The sequence below is a fragment of the Amycolatopsis sp. NPDC003865 genome (assembly GCF_053605345.1).
The window spans coordinates 38,288-53,390 of sequence record NZ_JBSGJA010000040.1 but is presented as its reverse complement, the minus strand read 5'-3'; the positions used below and the strand labels follow the sequence as shown (position 1 = coordinate 53,390).

At 72.7% G+C, this 15,103-nt stretch carries 15 protein-coding genes and 1 pseudogene; 9 read left to right on the top strand and 7 right to left on the bottom strand.

Annotation, left to right across the window (positions count from 1 at the left end):
• Positions 1 to 91: 91 nt before the first annotated feature.
• The 6 genes and pseudogenes from ACWEVP_RS48845 to ACWEVP_RS48820 form a co-directional block, all read right to left on the bottom strand.
• Positions 92 to 439: an MmcQ/YjbR family DNA-binding protein gene (locus ACWEVP_RS48845; protein ID WP_452069449.1), complete on the bottom strand. Its 348-nt coding sequence runs from the start codon at positions 437 to 439 to the stop codon at positions 92 to 94.
• Positions 436 to 834 carry a type II toxin-antitoxin system VapC family toxin gene (locus ACWEVP_RS48840; RefSeq protein WP_452069448.1) on the bottom strand — a complete coding sequence of 133 codons (399 nt, stop codon included), beginning with the start codon at positions 832 to 834 and terminating at the stop codon, positions 436 to 438. Before ACWEVP_RS48840 ends, ACWEVP_RS48845 begins: the two co-directional genes overlap by 4 nt.
• Positions 831 to 1,103, bottom strand: a complete 273-nt coding sequence (locus ACWEVP_RS48835; protein WP_452069447.1) for a type II toxin-antitoxin system VapB family antitoxin — start codon at positions 1,101 to 1,103, stop codon at positions 831 to 833. The genes ACWEVP_RS48840 and ACWEVP_RS48835 overlap by 4 nt, the downstream gene beginning before the upstream one ends.
• A gap of 145 nt (positions 1,104 to 1,248) precedes the next feature.
• A complete protein-coding gene (uvrB, locus tag ACWEVP_RS48830) occupies positions 1,249 to 3,405 on the bottom strand; it encodes an excinuclease ABC subunit UvrB (protein ID WP_452069446.1) in 2,157 nt (718 codons plus the stop codon).
• A gap of 46 nt (positions 3,406 to 3,451) precedes the next feature.
• Complete coding sequence (locus ACWEVP_RS48825; RefSeq protein WP_452069445.1) at positions 3,452 to 4,057, bottom strand: carboxymuconolactone decarboxylase family protein; 606 nt, start codon at positions 4,055 to 4,057, stop codon at positions 3,452 to 3,454.
• An 807-nt stretch (positions 4,058 to 4,864) separates the two neighbouring features.
• Positions 4,865 to 5,737: pseudogene (locus tag ACWEVP_RS48820) on the bottom strand (DUF5685 family protein); the annotation flags it as partial.
• 100 nt (positions 5,738 to 5,837) lie between these two features.
• Between ACWEVP_RS48820 and ACWEVP_RS48815 the strand changes: the two are divergent.
• From ACWEVP_RS48815 to ACWEVP_RS48785, 7 genes are all read left to right on the top strand, one after another.
• Positions 5,838 to 6,356: a DUF402 domain-containing protein gene (locus ACWEVP_RS48815; RefSeq protein ID WP_452069444.1), complete on the top strand. Its 519-nt coding sequence runs from the start codon at positions 5,838 to 5,840 to the stop codon at positions 6,354 to 6,356.
• A gap of 117 nt (positions 6,357 to 6,473) precedes the next feature.
• Complete coding sequence (locus ACWEVP_RS48810; protein WP_452069443.1) at positions 6,474 to 7,379, top strand: ABC transporter ATP-binding protein; 906 nt, start codon at positions 6,474 to 6,476, stop codon at positions 7,377 to 7,379.
• Between the two features lie 11 nt (positions 7,380 to 7,390).
• Entirely contained in the window at positions 7,391 to 8,134 is a 744-nt protein-coding gene (locus ACWEVP_RS48805; protein WP_452069442.1) for an ABC transporter permease, read from the top strand.
• A complete protein-coding gene (locus tag ACWEVP_RS48800; RefSeq protein WP_452069441.1) occupies positions 8,125 to 9,621 on the top strand; it encodes an ArnT family glycosyltransferase in 1,497 nt (498 codons plus the stop codon). The genes ACWEVP_RS48805 and ACWEVP_RS48800 overlap by 10 nt, the downstream gene beginning before the upstream one ends.
• Before the next feature lie 86 nt (positions 9,622 to 9,707).
• Positions 9,708 to 11,216, top strand: coding sequence for an ArnT family glycosyltransferase (locus ACWEVP_RS48795; protein ID WP_452069440.1), 1,509 nt, complete (start codon positions 9,708 to 9,710; stop codon positions 11,214 to 11,216).
• Positions 11,213 to 12,484: a sensor histidine kinase gene (locus ACWEVP_RS48790; protein ID WP_452069439.1), complete on the top strand. Its 1,272-nt coding sequence runs from the start codon at positions 11,213 to 11,215 to the stop codon at positions 12,482 to 12,484. Before ACWEVP_RS48795 ends, ACWEVP_RS48790 begins: the two co-directional genes overlap by 4 nt.
• Positions 12,481 to 13,104 (top strand): response regulator, encoded by a 624-nt coding sequence (locus ACWEVP_RS48785; protein ID WP_452069438.1) that lies wholly within the window; start codon positions 12,481 to 12,483, stop codon positions 13,102 to 13,104. The genes ACWEVP_RS48790 and ACWEVP_RS48785 overlap by 4 nt, the downstream gene beginning before the upstream one ends.
• Here ACWEVP_RS48785 and coaE read toward each other — a convergent pair.
• A complete protein-coding gene (gene coaE, locus ACWEVP_RS48780; RefSeq protein ID WP_452069437.1) occupies positions 13,101 to 14,285 on the bottom strand; it encodes a dephospho-CoA kinase in 1,185 nt (394 codons plus the stop codon). The genes ACWEVP_RS48785 and coaE overlap by 4 nt on opposite strands.
• Before the next feature lie 143 nt (positions 14,286 to 14,428).
• Between coaE and ACWEVP_RS48775 the strand changes: the two genes are divergently transcribed.
• Entirely contained in the window at positions 14,429 to 14,665 is a 237-nt protein-coding gene (locus tag ACWEVP_RS48775; RefSeq protein WP_452069436.1) for a hypothetical protein, read from the top strand.
• A gap of 136 nt (positions 14,666 to 14,801) precedes the next feature.
• Positions 14,802 to 15,050, top strand: coding sequence for a hypothetical protein (locus ACWEVP_RS48770; RefSeq protein WP_452069435.1), 249 nt, complete (start codon positions 14,802 to 14,804; stop codon positions 15,048 to 15,050).
• Positions 15,051 to 15,103: the final 53 nt, after the last annotated feature.

Genomic DNA, 15,103 nt, shown 5'->3' with positions numbered 1-15,103 from the left:
CACCCGCTACGACAAACTCGCCGTCCGCTACGAAGCCACCATCCACATCGCAGCTATCGACGAATGGCTCTGACCGACTTCGATACACGCCCTAGGGGCGCTTGGCTTTCGGCAGCCGCCGCACGACGTCGTCGTAGGAGGCGTCGATGAGTTCTTCGAGCTCGGCGCCCGGGACACCGGCCCCCAGGGCGACGCGGTTCCAGCCGTAGCGGCCGAGGTAGTCCATGACGGTGACCGCACCCGGGTGGCGGTTCCGTACCTCGGCGGCTTCTTCGCGGGTGGCCCCGCATTTGACGGCGACGCTGCCGGGTTCGTCCTGCCCGATGAAGGCGAAGCCCTTGCCACCGACCTTCGCGACGAGGACGTGATCGCCGAAGGGGTAGGTCTCCTCGGCCCCGGGCTTGCCGAGACAGTAGGCGACGACGGCGTCGAGGTTCACAGCTCGACCTTCACGAGTTCGAGGTCGGTCTGCGGAAAATCGTCACCGATGCACAGCAATGGCTCGCCGGCGACGAACGCGGTCGCGTACGTGAGGCAATCCCCGAAGTTGAGGCCGGCCGGGTGGCGTCCCTTGCCGAACCGCATGAAGGCCATCTGCGCCGACCGCCAATGGGCGTCGCCGAAGGAGACGATCTCGAACTGACGCTGCTGCAGGAAGTCCGCCAGCAGGGCCTTCCCGCGCGGCCCTTCCTTGTGCACGAGGACCAGGGTGGTCTCGACGAGAGTCGGCGCGCCGACGCGGCAGACCGGCGCGGAGCCGATGACCTCACCGAGCAGCGGCGCCATCGGCTCGCCCATGATCGTCGCGATGATCGCCGAGCTGTCGATGATCACACGCCACCCGGCCCGTACCCGAGGATCTCTTCGCGTTCGGCTTTGCCGATCGGCACGCCGCGGTTCTCGGGGGACACCTGCGGCCAGATCTCTTCTTCCAGGAACCGCACGAACGCGGCCCCCTCCCGAGCCGAGGTCTGCTGTGCCACGAGCTGGTCGCGCCGCAACCGCAGTGCTTCGCGGACGGCACCGGTCTTGGTGTCGCCGGTCAGCGCGGCGACCTCGGCGGCGAGCCGCTCGGCCTCCGGGTCCTTGATGTTCATCGCCATGGTGTAATGGTACCGATGAGGGTGTAATGCTTCCACCGGCTCCTCGTTCGCAGCGGGACTCGGCACCCGACGGGTTCGGCAACCGGCCACTCGCCCGCCGCCGAACCCCTCGGCCGGGCGGGACCGGCGCCTGCCGAGCCCCGGCCTACTTGATGCCGGCCGCGTCCATGCCCCTCAGCTCCTTCTTCAGGTCCTGGATCTCGTCGCGCAGGCGGGCGGCCAGTTCGAACTGCAGGTCACGGGCCGCCTGCATCATCTGGTCGGTCATCTGCTGGATCAGGTCCGCCAGCTGGGCGCGCGGCATCGCCGACACGTCCTTGTCCACCAGCATCCCCGAGCTGCGCACCCGGTCGCCCTGCTCGGGCTTCTTGCCGCGCGAGGAGTTGCGGCCCGAGCCGCCCACCGAGACCTGCTCGGTGTCCTCCGCCTCGCTGTACACGCGGTCGAGGATGTCCGCGATCTTCTTCCGCAGCGGCTGCGGGTCGACCCCGCGCTCCTTGTTGTAGGCGATCTGCTTGTCGCGGCGGCGATCGGTCTCCTCGATCGCGTGCTGCATCGAGTCGGTGATCTTGTCCGCGTACATGTGGACCTCGCCCGAGACGTTTCGCGCCGCGCGGCCGATCGTCTGGATCAGCGACGTCCCGCTGCGGAGGAAGCCCTCCTTGTCCGCGTCGAGGATCGCCACGAGCGACACCTCCGGCAGGTCGAGGCCCTCGCGCAGCAGGTTGATGCCGACCAGCACGTCGAAATCGCCCGCCCGCAGCTGCCGCAGCAGCTCCACCCGCCGCAGCGTGTCGACCTCCGAGTGCAGGTACCGCACCCGGATGCCCAGCTCCAGCAGGTAGTCGGTCAGGTCCTCGGCCATCTTCTTCGTCAGCGTGGTGACCAGGACGCGCTCGTCCTTGTCCGCGCGCTCGCGGATCTCGTGGACCAGGTCGTCGATCTGGCCCTCGGTCGGCTTCACGACCACCTTCGGGTCGACCAGGCCGGTCGGCCGGATGACCTGCTCGACGAACTCGCCGCCCGCCTGGCCCATCTCGTACGGCCCCGGCGTCGCCGACAGGTACACCGTCTGCCCGATCCGGTCGGAGAACTCCTCCCAGGTCAGCGGCCGGTTGTCCACCGCGCTCGGCAGCCGGAAGCCGTACTCCACCAGGTTCCGCTTCCGGGACATGTCACCCTCGTACATGCCGCCGATCTGCGGGACCGTCTGGTGCGACTCGTCGATCACCAGCAGGAAGTCGTCCGGGAAGTAGTCGATCAGCGTCGCCGGCGCGGACCCCGGCCCGCGGCCGTCGATGTGCCGCGAGTAGTTCTCGATGCCGGAGCAGAACCCGACCTGCCGCATCATTTCGATGTCGTAGGCCGTGCGCATCCGCAGCCGCTGCGCCTCCAGCAGCTTGCCCTGCTTCTCCAGCTCGGCCAGGCGCTCTTCGAGCTCCTTTTCGATGCCCTGGATCGCCTTTTCCATCCGCTCCGGGCCGGCGACGTAGTGCGTCGCCGGGAAGATCCGGACCTCGTCGACCTCCTTGACGATGTCCCCGGTCAGCGGGTGCAGGTAGTAGAGCTTCTCGACCTCGTCGCCGAAGAACTCGACGCGGATCGCCAGCTCCTCGTACGCCGGGATGATCTCCACCGTGTCGCCCCGCGCGCGGAACGTGCCGCGCGCGAACGCGATGTCGTTGCGCGTGTACTGCACGTCCACCAGCGCGCGCAGGAAGACGTCCCGGTCGAGCTGCATGCCGACCGCCAGCTTCGACGACCGGTCGAGGTACGACTGCGGCGTGCCCAGGCCGTAGATGCACGAGACACTCGCGACCACGATGACGTCCCGCCGCGACAGCAGGTTCATCGTCGCCGAGTGCCGCAGCCGCTCGACGTCGTCGTTGATCGACGAGTCCTTCTCGATGTAGGTGTCCGTCTGCGCGATGTACGCCTCGGGCTGGTAGTAGTCGTAGTAGCTGACGAAGTACTCGACCGCGTTGTGCGGGAACAGCTCGCGCAGCTCGTTGGCCAGCTGCGCGGCCAGGGTCTTGTTCGGCGCCATGACCAGCGTCGGCCGCTGGACGCGCTCGATCAGCCACGCCGTGGTCGCCGACTTGCCGGTACCGGTGGCACCCAGCAGCACGATGTCTTTTTCGCCCGCTTTGACCCGGCGTTCGAGCTCGTCGATGGCCGCCGGCTGGTCACCGGCGGGCTGGTAGTCACTGACCACCTCGAAGCGGCCGCCGGTCCGGGGGATCTCCGAGACGGGCCGGAAGTCGGACTGGGCGAGCACGGGGTGTTCGGTTGCGAAAGCCACGTCGACCAGAGTACGACCCACCACCGACAATTTCCGTCGGCCCTGGTCAGGAGGGTCGGAATACCGTCACGGACGTGACTTCGCCGCCGGTCACGGCGCAGTGCAGGACGGCGCCGGGCACCGAGTCGTCCCCGAAGCATGAGACCAGGACGCGGTCCGGCCCGGTCGCCTGGACCTCGGTGCGCGGCAGCTCCGCCAGCACCTCGGCGACCTCCGCCGGCGGCCGGGCGAGGTAGGCCAGCACCACCTCGCGCGGGGCCGGCGGTGGCGGGATCGGCAGGCCGTGGCCTTCGAAGAGGCGGTTCAGCTGGTCGGCGGCCGAAACGGCGCGGGGGAAGCCGGCGAAGGCGGCCGTCTGGACGACGACTTCGCAGACCTCGGCGGGAGAAAGCCCGGAGGCGAGGCCGGTGCGGAGGTGGACGCTCAGCGGCGGCCCCACCATCCCGGCCGCGACGATCGCGGCCAGGGTGGCGGCTTCGCGGGTGCGGCTGTCGAGCGCGGGCCGTTCGTGCAGGTGGCCGTAGACGGTGCCGACGGCCAGCTCGCCCAGGGCGGGGACGGTGGCGAACAGCGCGTCGAGCCGCTTCGCGCCGTCTTCGACCAGCTCGGCGAAGTTCTCGCGGCCCTGGTCGTGCAGGTCGTCCATGGTCATCCCGCTCCCCCTTCAGCAGCCGCAATCGCAACAGGAGCAGCAGTCGCAACACCCGTCACAGCCGCAGTCGCAGCCGCCGGTCGTGTGCGGTTTCCCGCTCCACGGCCCAGGATAGGGATCGCGGCAGCAGAACTGGCAGGTGCAGCACATGTACGGCGTGAGGGCGCAGCCGAGGAAGAAGTTGCGCTTCTTCGGCGGGACGGCGAACTTCGGGTACCAGAGGCCGCCGCCTTTGCCGTCGAGGGGCTCGGGGCCGGAGGAGTCGCCGGGGCCGCCGGGACCACCCGGGCCCCCCGGGCCACCAGGGCCGCCGGGCCCGCCTGGGCCACGACCACCCGGGCCACCAGGGCCCCCTGGACCACCGGGACCACGGCCGCCCGGGCCTCCTGGACCACCTGGCCCGCCTGGGCCACGTCCGCCCGGACCGGGAGCGCCGGGCGGGGGAACCGGTCCCGGCGGCGGAAACCCTTGTGGCCGCGGCGAACCACCCCACCCCGGCGGCTGGTGTGGATGCTGCTGCGGAGCCGGACCGGGCCCGATCCACCCCGGCGGCGGCTGCTGGTGCGGATGCTGCTGCGGGGTCGGCCCCGGCCCGATCCACCCGGGCGGCGGCTGCCGGCCGGCGAGGCCGCCCGGCAACGGGTGCGGTCCCGCCTCGAACTCCGCCTCGCTCGCGGTCGCCGGACCGTTGCCGCGGGCTGTTCCGCGGCCGGAATCCGCGCCGGTGCCGTGGGCTGTTCCGCAGCCGGAATCCGCGCCATCGCCATGCGCCGCCCCATGACCGAAAGCCGAACCACCGCCATGCGCCGCCCCATGACCGTGCGCCGAGCCGTGCCCGAAGGCCCGTCGCACCGCCTGGCGCAGCTCGTGCACCAGCAACACGTGCACCAGCCCCGGCTCCGCGAACTCGGCCTCCCGCAGCGCCAGCTCCACCCCCAGCACCGCGTCGTCGCACAACCGCCGCGCCTCCGCCCACGAGGTCCCCGTCACCCGCAACGGGTTCCACGCCCCCGCCGAAGCGTCCTGCGCGTAGTCCTCGACCGCGTCCAGCAAGTGGGCCACCCGGCCGAACAACCGGCCCGCCTCCGCCAGCGGCGCCACGTTGCCCGGCCGTCCCGCCAGTTCCGCCGTCCGCGCGAAGGCCGCGGACGTCGCCAGCTCCGCCGGCTCGGTCGCCAGCAACGCCGAGTCCCCCAGCCCGACCGATCGTTCCAGCGCACCCTGCCGCTCGACGGCCTCGGTCAGTACCGAGGTGTCGAACCCGACACGGCCACCGGTGCTGCTCCCCTGGGACGCCCACCGGGCCGCGACCCGGCGCGCGGCCAGCGCCACCGGGCGCCGTCCGAAGGCGCCGTCGCCGTCCTCGACGTGGTCGCCGACCTTCGCCGCGGCCAGCACCAAGGACACCGCCGCCGCCAGCTGGGCTCCCTCGCCGCGGGCCACCGATGCCGACCGCATGCCCCGCAGCGGGCACGGGCCCGCGTCGCGGCGCAGGTCGCCGCGCGAGGTCTGCGCTTCGAGCAGCACCGAAATGATCAGCCCGTCGTAGTTGGTGACGACCCGGGCGAACTGCCCGTGCTCGTCGCGCAGCGTCAGGCACAACCCGCACAGGTGCGCCAGCCAGTCCGCGTGCAGTCCCTCGGACAGCCGGTGCCGGCACGGCCTGATGATCCCGAACATCCCCGGTTCCCCTCACTCACAGTCGGCGCACCTTAGCCCGAACGTGTGGCGCGCGCGGCGGTTGTCCGCGATTCGTGACCCGCCGGGCAGGATGAGCGCCATGGCCGCACTGCACCCCCCGAAGGTCGAGGTCTTCGACCCCGCCGCGCGCGCGAACATCGACCCGAAGGGCATCGTGCGGGAGGTCGAGGAGTACCGCGAGGAACCCTTCGGCCTGTACCTGGCCCGCCCGACGCCGGGCCGCGCCCAGTTCCACTACCTCGAGTCGTGGCTGGTGCCCCGGCTCGGCCTGCGGTTCACCGACTTCTGGTTCTCCCCCGGCCACGAACGCGACCAGGACTTCTACCTCGACGTCGTCCGCGTCCGCCGCGACGGCCCGCGCTGGGTCGCCACCGACCTCTACGTCGACATCGTGCTCAAGGACAAGCTGTCGCTGCGGGTGATCGACACCGACGAGCTCCTCGAGGCCCACGCCGCCGGCCTCGTCACCGCCGAAGACGCGCGGTACGCCCTGGAAACCGCCTACGCGGCCGTCGAAGGGCTGGCCGCGCACGGCTACGACCTGACCGCCTGGCTGTCCACCGAGGACATCGCGCTCACCTGGCGCCGCCACCCCTAGGGTCCGCCCATCCGCCGATCGGTGGATGCGGGTTCGAACCGTCCTGACGATCCGCCGGAGTACCCCCGCACGCGATTCTCGATCTGTCGGAAACGGATCGAGAAGGGGGACGGCGGTATGCCGGTCATCGAGGTCGAGCACCTCCACAAGCGGTACGGGGACAAAGTCGCGGTCGACGACGTCTCGTTCACCGTCGAACGCGGCGAGATCTTCGGGATCCTCGGCCCGAACGGCGCGGGCAAGACCACGACCGTCGAGTGCCTGGAGGGCCTGCGCACGCCCGACGGCGGCGAGCTTTCGGTGCTGGGCCTCGACCCGCGCCGCGACCGGGCCGAACTGCGCCAGCGCGTCGGCGTCCAGCTGCAGGAGGGCCGGCTGCAGGACAAGCTGCGGGCCGGCGAGCTGCTCGACCTCTACGCCGCCTTCTACCGGACGCCCGCGGATCCGGACGAGCTGCTCGCCACGCTCGGCCTGACCGAGCACCGGAACACCGCCTACAAGAAGCTCTCGGGCGGGCAGCAGCAACGGCTGTCCATCGCGCTCGCGCTGGTCGGGAGCCCGGAGGTGGCGGTGCTCGACGAGCTCACCACCGGCCTCGACCCCCAGGCGCGCCGCGACACGTGGGACCTGATCGAGGCCGTGCGCGACCGGGGCGTGACGATCCTGCTGGTCACGCACTTCATGGCGGAGGCCGAGCGGCTCTGCGACCGGATCGCGGTGATCGACGCCGGCCGGGTCGTGGCCGTCGACTCGCCCGCCGGGCTGGTCGCCCGGGTCACCGACGAGCAGGTCGTGCGGTTCCGGCCGTCGGCCCCGCTGGACCCCGGGGTGCTCGAAGCGCTGCCCGAGGTCCGCGCGGTCGAACGGCGCGGGGACCGCCTCGTCGTCCGCGGCGGCGGGAACGTGCTCCACGCGGTGACGTCGCAGCTCGCGCGGCTCGGCGTGCTCGCCGTCGACCTGCGCGTCGAGCAGGCCGGCCTCGACGACGCCTTCGTGGCGCTCACCGGCCACCGGCCGGAGTGAAAGGGGGAACCATGTCCGTCCTGACCAAACTGACCGCCGCCGAAGCCAAGGTGTTCCTGCGCGACCCGGGCGCGCCGGCGATCGTCGTCGGCATCCCGCTCGCGCTGCTGCTGGTGTTCGGCCTGATGCCCGGCGCGAACGAGCCGGACCCCAAGTACGGCGGGCACAGCGCGCTGGCCACGGTGATCGCGCCGATGGCCGTCACGATCCTGCTGGCCATGCTGGCGCTGACGCACTTCCCGAACGTCATGGGCACCTACCGCGAAAAGGGCCTGCTGAAACGGCTTTCCGCGAGCCCGGTGCGCCCGAGCCTGCTGCTCGCCGCGCAGCTGCTGGTCAACCTGGCCGCCGCCGTCGTCGTGGTCCTGCTCATCGCCGGGGTCGGCGGGCTCGCGCTCGGCATCCCCCTGCCGGGCAACCCGGGCGGGTTCCTGGTTTCGATCGTGCTCGGCGCGCTCGCCCTCTTCTCGGTCGGCCTGCTCGTCGCCGCGCTGGCGCCGACTGGGCGGGCGGCCAGTGGCATCGGCAGCGCGGTGTTCTTCCCGATGCTGGCCCTCGGCGGGGTCTGGGTGCCGAAGGAGCGGCTGCCGGGCTTCCTCCAGCACGTCGCCGACGTCCTGCCGCTCGGGTCGACGCTCAACGCGCTGCGCGCCACCTGGGCCGGAGACGCTCCCGAACTGCTGCAGCTCGGGGCGATGGCCGTCTTCGCCGTCGGCTGCACGGCGATCGCGGCGCGGGTGTTCCGATGGGAGTGACGACCGCGCCCGCACCGGCCGTCCTGCGGCCCGTCGCCGTCAAACCGGTGGCGATCGTGACGGTGCTGATGGCGATCCCGTTGCTGCTGACCGCGAACCGCTACGGCTACTTCGGCGACGAGCTGTACTTCCTCGCCGCCGGACGGCACCTCGCCTGGGGTTACGTCGACCAGCCGCCGTTGCTTCCCCTGCTGGCCAGGACGATGGACGCGCTCGGCCGCTCGCCGTTCGTGCTGCGGATCCCGGCGATGCTGGCCGTGGTCGCCGGGGCCGTGCTCACCGCGCTGATCGCCCGCGAGCTGGGCGGCGGCGCGAAGGCCCAGACGATCGCGGCCGCCACTTCCGCCGTCTCGACGGAGTTCCTGGCGGGCGGCCACTACCTGGCGACGTCCACTGTGGACCCGTTCCTCTGGACGCTGGTGCTGTGGCTGCTGGTCCGCTGGCTGCGCACCCGCGCCGACGGCCTCCTCGTCTGGGCCGGGGTGGTGACGGCGGTCGCGCTCTACACGAAGTTCCTCATCGGCGGTTTCTGGCTCGCGGCCGGAGTCGCGATCCTCGCCTGCGGGCCACGGGACCTGCTGCGCCGCCCGGCGTTGTGGCTCGGCGCGGCGTTCGCCGTGGTGGCGCTGGTGCCGACGCTGCTCTGGCAGGCCGCGAACGGCTGGCCGCAGCTGGGCATGGGCGCGGCGATCTCGGCGGAGGTCGGCAGCACGTGGGGCGGGCGGCTGACGTTCCTGCCGACGGCGGTGCTCGTCGCCGGGCTGCCGGTCGGCGCGGTCCTGCTGGGCTACGGCCTGTGGCGGCTCCTGCGCAGCCGCGAACTCCGTTTCCTCGGCTGGACGACCGTGCTGCTGACCCTGGTGTTCATCGCGGTGAACGGGCGGTTCTACTACGTCGCCGGGATGTACCCGGTCTGCTGGGCGGTGGCCGCCGTCGCGCTCGAACGCCGGGAACCGGCGCGCTGGTGGCGGTGGGTCGCGACCTGGCCGTGCTACGCGCTGGCCGTGGTCCTCGTCCTGCCCGGCGCGCTGCCGGTCTGGCCGCGGGCGTGGCTGACCGAGCACCCGTCCCTGCCGAGCCCGCTGTTCGCCTTCGCCGAGATCGGCTGGCCGGAGGGCGCCCGCTCGGTGGCAGGCGCGTTCGCGCGGCTGCCGGACCGGGACCGGACCGCGGTGGTGACCGAGACGTACTGGGAAGCGAGCGCGCTCGACCGCTACGGCCGCGACCTCGGCCTCCCCGAGCCGGCCAGCGGGAACCGCGGCTACGCGACCCTGGTCGTCCCGCCGGAAAGCACGACCGGCGTGCTGTTCGTCGGCAAGGATCCGAAGCCGCTGCTCGGGCACTTCGCCGACCTGCGGCCGCTCGGGAAGGTGGACACCGGCGCGGCGAAGCCGAGCTACTTCGACGGCGTGCCGCTGTGGCTGGCGACCGGCCGGGCCGAACCGTGGTCCCAGCTGTGGCCGAAGCTGGTGAACACGCACACGTGAGCGCGGCGTCACCATCCGCTCGGTCACTCCGCGCGGGCCCACGTAGGGTGCGGGAAGGACCGGCGCCGACCACGGACAGGAGCACGATGGACGCCGTAGCCACGGCACCCGACCAGGCGAAAGCCGACCTCGCCCCCTTCGCCCGGCTGCCGGTCGCGCTGCTCGCGCTGGGCACGGCCACCGCGTTGCTGCTGACGGCGGGCCGCTACGGCTACTTCGGCGACGAGCTGTACTTCCTCGCCGCCGGGAAGCACCTGGCCTGGGGCTATGCCGACCAGCCGCCGCTCGTTCCCTTCCTCGCGTGGGCGATGAACAGCCTCGCCCCCGGCTCGCTCGTCGTCTTCCGGCTGCCGGCGATCGCCGCGACCGCGGCCGGGGTCGTCGTCACCGCGCTGATCGCGCGCGAGCTGGGCGGGCGGCGCAAGGCGCAGGCGCGCGCCGCGGCGGCGTACGCGATCTGCGGGCAGTTCGTCGGCAGCGGCCACTACCTGGCGACGTCGACGATCGACCCGCTGCTGTGGACGCTCGTGCTGTGGCTGCTGGTCCGCTGGGTCCGCACGCGCGACGACAACCTGCTGGTGTGGCTCGGCGTCGTGACGGCAGTGGCGCTCAACGGCAAGCTGCTCATCGGCGCGTTCTGGGTGGTGGCCGGGCTCGCGGTGCTCGCGTCCGGCCCGCGGGAGCTGCTGCGGCGGCCGAAACTGTGGCTGGGCGCGCTGATCGCCGCCGGCTCGCTGGTGCCGACACTGCTGTGGCAGCGGGCGAACGGCTGGCCGCAGCTCGGGATGGGCGACGCGGTCGGCGCCGAGGTCGACGCGGCGGGCGGGCGCGGGAGCTTCGTCCCGCAGCTGCTGGCCGGGGCCGGCTGGGTGATCGGCGCGCTCGGTGTCCTCTACGGCGTCGCCGTGCTGCTCGGGAGCAGGCGGCTGCGGCCGTACCGGTTCCTCGGCTGGACGGCGCTGGGCGTCGTCGCGGTCTTCCTGGTCGCCAACGGGCGGTACTACTACGCGGCCGGGATGTTCGGCGTGCTGTGGGCCGCGGCCGCCGTGCACTTCGAAGCCCTCGAACCCGCCCGCTGGTGGCGGTGGGTGCCGACCTGGCCGGTGTTCGTGCTGTCGGCCCTGTTCAGCCTGCCGTTCACGTTGCCGGTCTGGCCGGCGCACTGGCTGGTCGAGCACCCGGCCGCGCCGCGGCCGGCGTACGCGGCCGAGGAGATCGGCTGGCCGGACCTCGCCGACGACGTCGCGAAGCTGTACCGGACGGCGCCGCCGGGCACGGCCGTGGTGACCGGCGGCTACTGGCAGGCGGGCGCGCTCGGCCGGTACGGCCCCGAGCGCGGCCTGCCCGAGGCGTACAGCCCGAGCCGCGGTTTCTGGTACTTCGGCCGCCCGGCCGACAACGCGGACACGGTGCTCTTCGTCGGCTACGACCCGTCGAAGCTCGCCAAGTACTTCGGCTCCGCGCACATCGCCGGGCAGGTCGGCAACCGGCTCGGCGTCCGCAACGCGAGCGAGCACATGCCCGTCTGGCAGCTCACCGGCCGGACCGCGGGCTGGGCCGAGATCTGGCCGCGGCTGAAGGACATGAGAGCGTGAGCCTCGGGGTCGACTGGGACCGGCCGATGTGGCCCCCGGAGTCGGCGCGGACCGCGGCCGGCTGGCAGCCGTGGCTGTACCGCGTCGAACGATTCCTGCCCGGTGTGCTCCTGGTCGTCGCGTCCGGCGTCAGCGTCGGCGTCGGCGGCCACGACGGCCGGTGGTGGACGGTCACCGGTGCCCTGATCGCCGGCACCGCGCTCTGGGTGCTCGGCACGGTGATGTTCCCGCCGGCGCGGTTGCGTGAGCGGCCCGCCTTCGCCCTGCTCACGTTCCTCGGCATCCTCGGGCTGGGCAGCGCCCTCGAAGCCCGTGACATCTCCTACGTCATCTTCATGATCTACGCGTTCCTGTCCGCCATGCGGCTGCGGCCGACGTGGCTCGCCTTCACCGCGCTGGCGATGACGTCGCTGCTCATCAACACCGTCGGCAACGGCGGTCCCGTGCACGCCTTGGAAGCACGGCCGGGCGTCTGGATCACGATCATCATCGTGCAGACCGCGGCCATCGGGGGCGGCGGGCTGCTGTCGGCGGCGGTCGCGCGGCAGAACGAGGAACGCCGGCGCATGCTCGACGAACTGGCCGCGGCCCAGGCGGAAAACGAAGGCCTGCAACGGCAGCTGCTCAGCCAGGCGCGCGAAGCCGGGGTGCTCGACGAGCGGCAGCGGCTGGCGCAGGAGATCCACGACACCCTGGCGCAGGGCTTCACCGGCATCATCACGCAGCTCGAGGCCGCCGCGCTGGCCAAGGACGAGCCGGCGGAGTGGCAGCGGCACCTGGACTCCGCGACCGCGCTGGCGCGGGAAAACCTCACCGCCGCCCGGCGTTCGGTGCACGCGCTGCACCCCGAGCACCTGGAGTCCGCGACGCTGCCCGAGGCGCTCGCCGGGGTCGCGGCGCGGTGGAGCGCGCGGACCGGCGTGCCCGCCGAGGTCACCACCACCGGCGTCCCGCGGCCGCTGCACCCGGAGATCGAGTCGACCGTCCTGCGCGTCACCCAGGAAGCCCTGTCCAATGTGGACAAGCATGCCGCGGCCGGCCGGGTGGGCCTCACCGTGTCCTACATGGACGACGAAGTGACCCTGGACGTCCGCGACGACGGCGCGGGGTTCGTGCCCGGACCCGGCCCCGGGTTCGGGCTGCCCGGCATGCGCCGCCGCGTCCAGCGGCTCGCCGGTACGCTGCACGTCGAGTCCGAACCCGGCGGCGGTACCGCGATTTCGGCCGTCCTGCCCGCCGTCCCCGCCCCGCCGGAGGCTTCCGCATGACGATCACCGTGCTCATCGCCGACGACCACCCGGTCGTGCGCGACGGCCTGCGCGGCATCTTCACCGGCCGCGGCTTCGAGGTCGTCGGCGAGGCCGCCAACGGCGCCGAAGCCGTCGCGCTGGCCGAGCGGCTGCGCCCCGACGTCGTGCTGATGGACCTGCGGATGCCGGGCACCGACGGCGTCGCGGCGATCACCGAGCTGGCCCGGCTGGGCAACCCGGCGCGGGTCCTGGTGCTCACGACGTACGACACGGACTCCGACGTCCTGCCCGCGGTCGAGGCGGGCGCGACGGGCTACCTGCTCAAGGACGCCCCTCGCGAGGACCTGTTCCGCGCGGTCGAGGCCGCCGCCCGCGGCGAGGCGGTGCTCTCCCCCGCCGTCGCGAGCCGGCTGCTGGGCCGGATGCGCGAGCCGGCGCGGGAACCGCTCTCCCAGCGCGAACTCGAGGTGCTCACCCTGGTGGCCCGCGGCTCGACGAACAAGGAGGCGGCGAAGAAGCTGTTCATCAGCGAGGCGACGGTCAAGACGCACCTGATCCACGTCTACGCGAAGCTCGGCGTCAACGACCGCGCGGCCGCCGTGGCGGTCGCCTTCGAACGCGGGCTGCTGGGCTCCTAGGGCGTCCAGCCGGTGGTCGCGGCCCACTTTTCCGCGCGGGCGAACACGCCGTTGACGAACTCCTGCTTCTCGTCCGCGTAGGCGGCGACGTTGCCGTCCTCGGCGTGCGCGTCGGCCAGCCGGAGCTTCACGTCGCGGTAGTCGTCGCGCTCGCCGGGGTTCGCGCGCAGGTAGTCGCGGAAGAGCAGCGCGAGCCGCCACGCCGGCGTCTCCTCGGACCGGACGTGCAGGTTCACCGCGCGCTTCGGGTCGGCGCCGACGTGCAGGCGCTTCGGCCAGGTCCCGGTGCCGTCCTGGGCGTCGTCGACCCAGTCGCCCTCCAGCCGCGGGAACCCCGCGTCGGACAGGAGTTCCCGCAGGGTGTCCGCGTCGTCCAAAGTGGACACGGTGAGCTGGAGGTCGAGGACGTCCTTGGCGGGCAGGCCGGGCACGGCGGTCGAGCCGATGTGGTCGGCGCGGAGAGCGAGCTCGCCCGCCGCGGCGCGGACCCGGGCGAGCACCCGCTCGGCCTGCGCGGGCCAGGTGAGGTCGTACTCGGCGATCTTCGGGGAGACCGGCGGGCGGGGCTTGCGCAGCCGGACGTTCGCCTCGAACGGCACCAGCCGGTCGGCCCACAGCGCGTCGACGTCGAGGAGCACGGCGTCTTCGGGACCGCCGTTGTCCAGCCAGACATCGGCGACGGCGCGGCGCTGCTCGTCGCTCGCCTGCGCCCGGATCCGCGCCCGCGCGTCGTCCTCGGCCATCCCGCGGGCCGACACCAGCCGCCGGACCCGCACCTCGACGGGCGCGTCGACGACCACGACCAGGTGGTACGCCGTCGCGAGGCCGTTTTCGACCAGGAGCGGGATGTCGTGGACGATGACGGCGTCCGGCGCGGCGGCGGCCATCAGCTCGCCGGTGCGGGCGCCGACCAGCGGGTGCACGATCGCGTTCAGCCGGCGGCGCGACTCGTCGTCGGCGAACGCCTTGGCGGCGAGGGCGGGCCGGTCGAGCGAGCCGTCGGCGGCCAGGATCTCCTCGCCGAACTCCTCGGCGAGCCGGGCGAGCCCCTCGGTGCCCGGCGCGACCACCTCGCGGGCGATCCGGTCGGAGTCGATCAGCACGGCGCCGTGCTCGGCGAGCCGGTTCGCCACCGTCGACTTGCCTGCCCCGATTCCACCCGTCAACCCCACACGCAACATGCCGATCACCCTAGCCAGCCCCGTCGGACCGGGCGCCCGTGCGCCCATTCGTGTGACGGCGCGGACGGGACCGTAACGCGAGTAATCGATTTCCGATGCCGGTGTCAGCGGGTTCGCCTGGCCCGCCACATGGAGGGGGAGCCATGAGGATGACGAGGTTCGGCGGGCCGGTGGTCACCGTGCTGTGCGCGGCAGGGCTGGCGGTGGCGGTACCCGGCCTGGCGACGGCGTCGCCCGCGCCGCCGCCCCCGTGCGTGTCCGGCGTGTACCGGGTGCAGGCCTGGTTCCGGTACACCCCGGCCGCGACGCTGTACGCGGTGGAGCGGACGTGGGTCCCGTTCGCGACGGTGACCTGCGGCGGCGTAGCCGGCCCGGCCTGAGACACACGAACGGGCGAGCCGCAAGGCGAACGTGACGCGTGACTCAACCGATATCCGGACACGCCGTGTTGCTTACCCACGTCCACCGGCGTGATTGCGTACCGTGCGCGCGACAGGTCGCCCACACGGAGGAACGATGGCGGACAGCAAGCACGCCGGGAGGCACCGGCTCGGCACGCCGGGACTGGTGCACTGCGTTGTCCACCGATCCGTGGCCGAGGCACTGGCGGACTACCGCCGGACGTGGCTGAGCACCCTGCTGGTCCCGGCCAAGCACAGCTTCGCGGGGTTGCGCCGCAAGGCCCGCGCGGCGGCACTGGAACGCATCTGGGTCCCGGCGGTGGGCACGGCGACGATCCGGCCGGCGACGGCCCGAGCGGCGTAGCCGCCCGCCGCAACCCGGCTGGGCCTGCGCCTGCCGGACGGCACGTTCGAGGT

Bases quoted from the DNA above. Each gene is read 5' to 3' on its own strand.
- ACWEVP_RS48835 (WP_452069447.1), bottom strand. From the start codon at position 1,103: ATGGCGATGAACATCAAGGACCCGGAGGCCGAGCGGCTCGCCGCCGAG.
- ACWEVP_RS48825 (WP_452069445.1), bottom strand. From the start codon at position 4,057: ATGACCATGGACGACCTGCACGACCAGGGCCGCGAGAACTTCGCCGAG.
- ACWEVP_RS48815 (WP_452069444.1), top strand. From the start codon at position 5,838: ATGGCCGCACTGCACCCCCCGAAGGTCGAGGTCTTCGACCCCGCCGCG.
- ACWEVP_RS48810 (WP_452069443.1), top strand. From the start codon at position 6,474: ATGCCGGTCATCGAGGTCGAGCACCTCCACAAGCGGTACGGGGACAAA.
- ACWEVP_RS48805 (WP_452069442.1), top strand. From the start codon at position 7,391: ATGTCCGTCCTGACCAAACTGACCGCCGCCGAAGCCAAGGTGTTCCTG.
- ACWEVP_RS48800 (WP_452069441.1), top strand. From the start codon at position 8,125: ATGGGAGTGACGACCGCGCCCGCACCGGCCGTCCTGCGGCCCGTCGCC.
- ACWEVP_RS48795 (WP_452069440.1), top strand. From the start codon at position 9,708: ATGGACGCCGTAGCCACGGCACCCGACCAGGCGAAAGCCGACCTCGCC.
- ACWEVP_RS48785 (WP_452069438.1), top strand. From the start codon at position 12,481: ATGACGATCACCGTGCTCATCGCCGACGACCACCCGGTCGTGCGCGAC.
- coaE (WP_452069437.1), bottom strand. From the start codon at position 14,285: ATGTTGCGTGTGGGGTTGACGGGTGGAATCGGGGCAGGCAAGTCGACG.
- ACWEVP_RS48775 (WP_452069436.1), top strand. From the start codon at position 14,429: ATGAGGATGACGAGGTTCGGCGGGCCGGTGGTCACCGTGCTGTGCGCG.
- ACWEVP_RS48770 (WP_452069435.1), top strand. From the start codon at position 14,802: ATGGCGGACAGCAAGCACGCCGGGAGGCACCGGCTCGGCACGCCGGGA.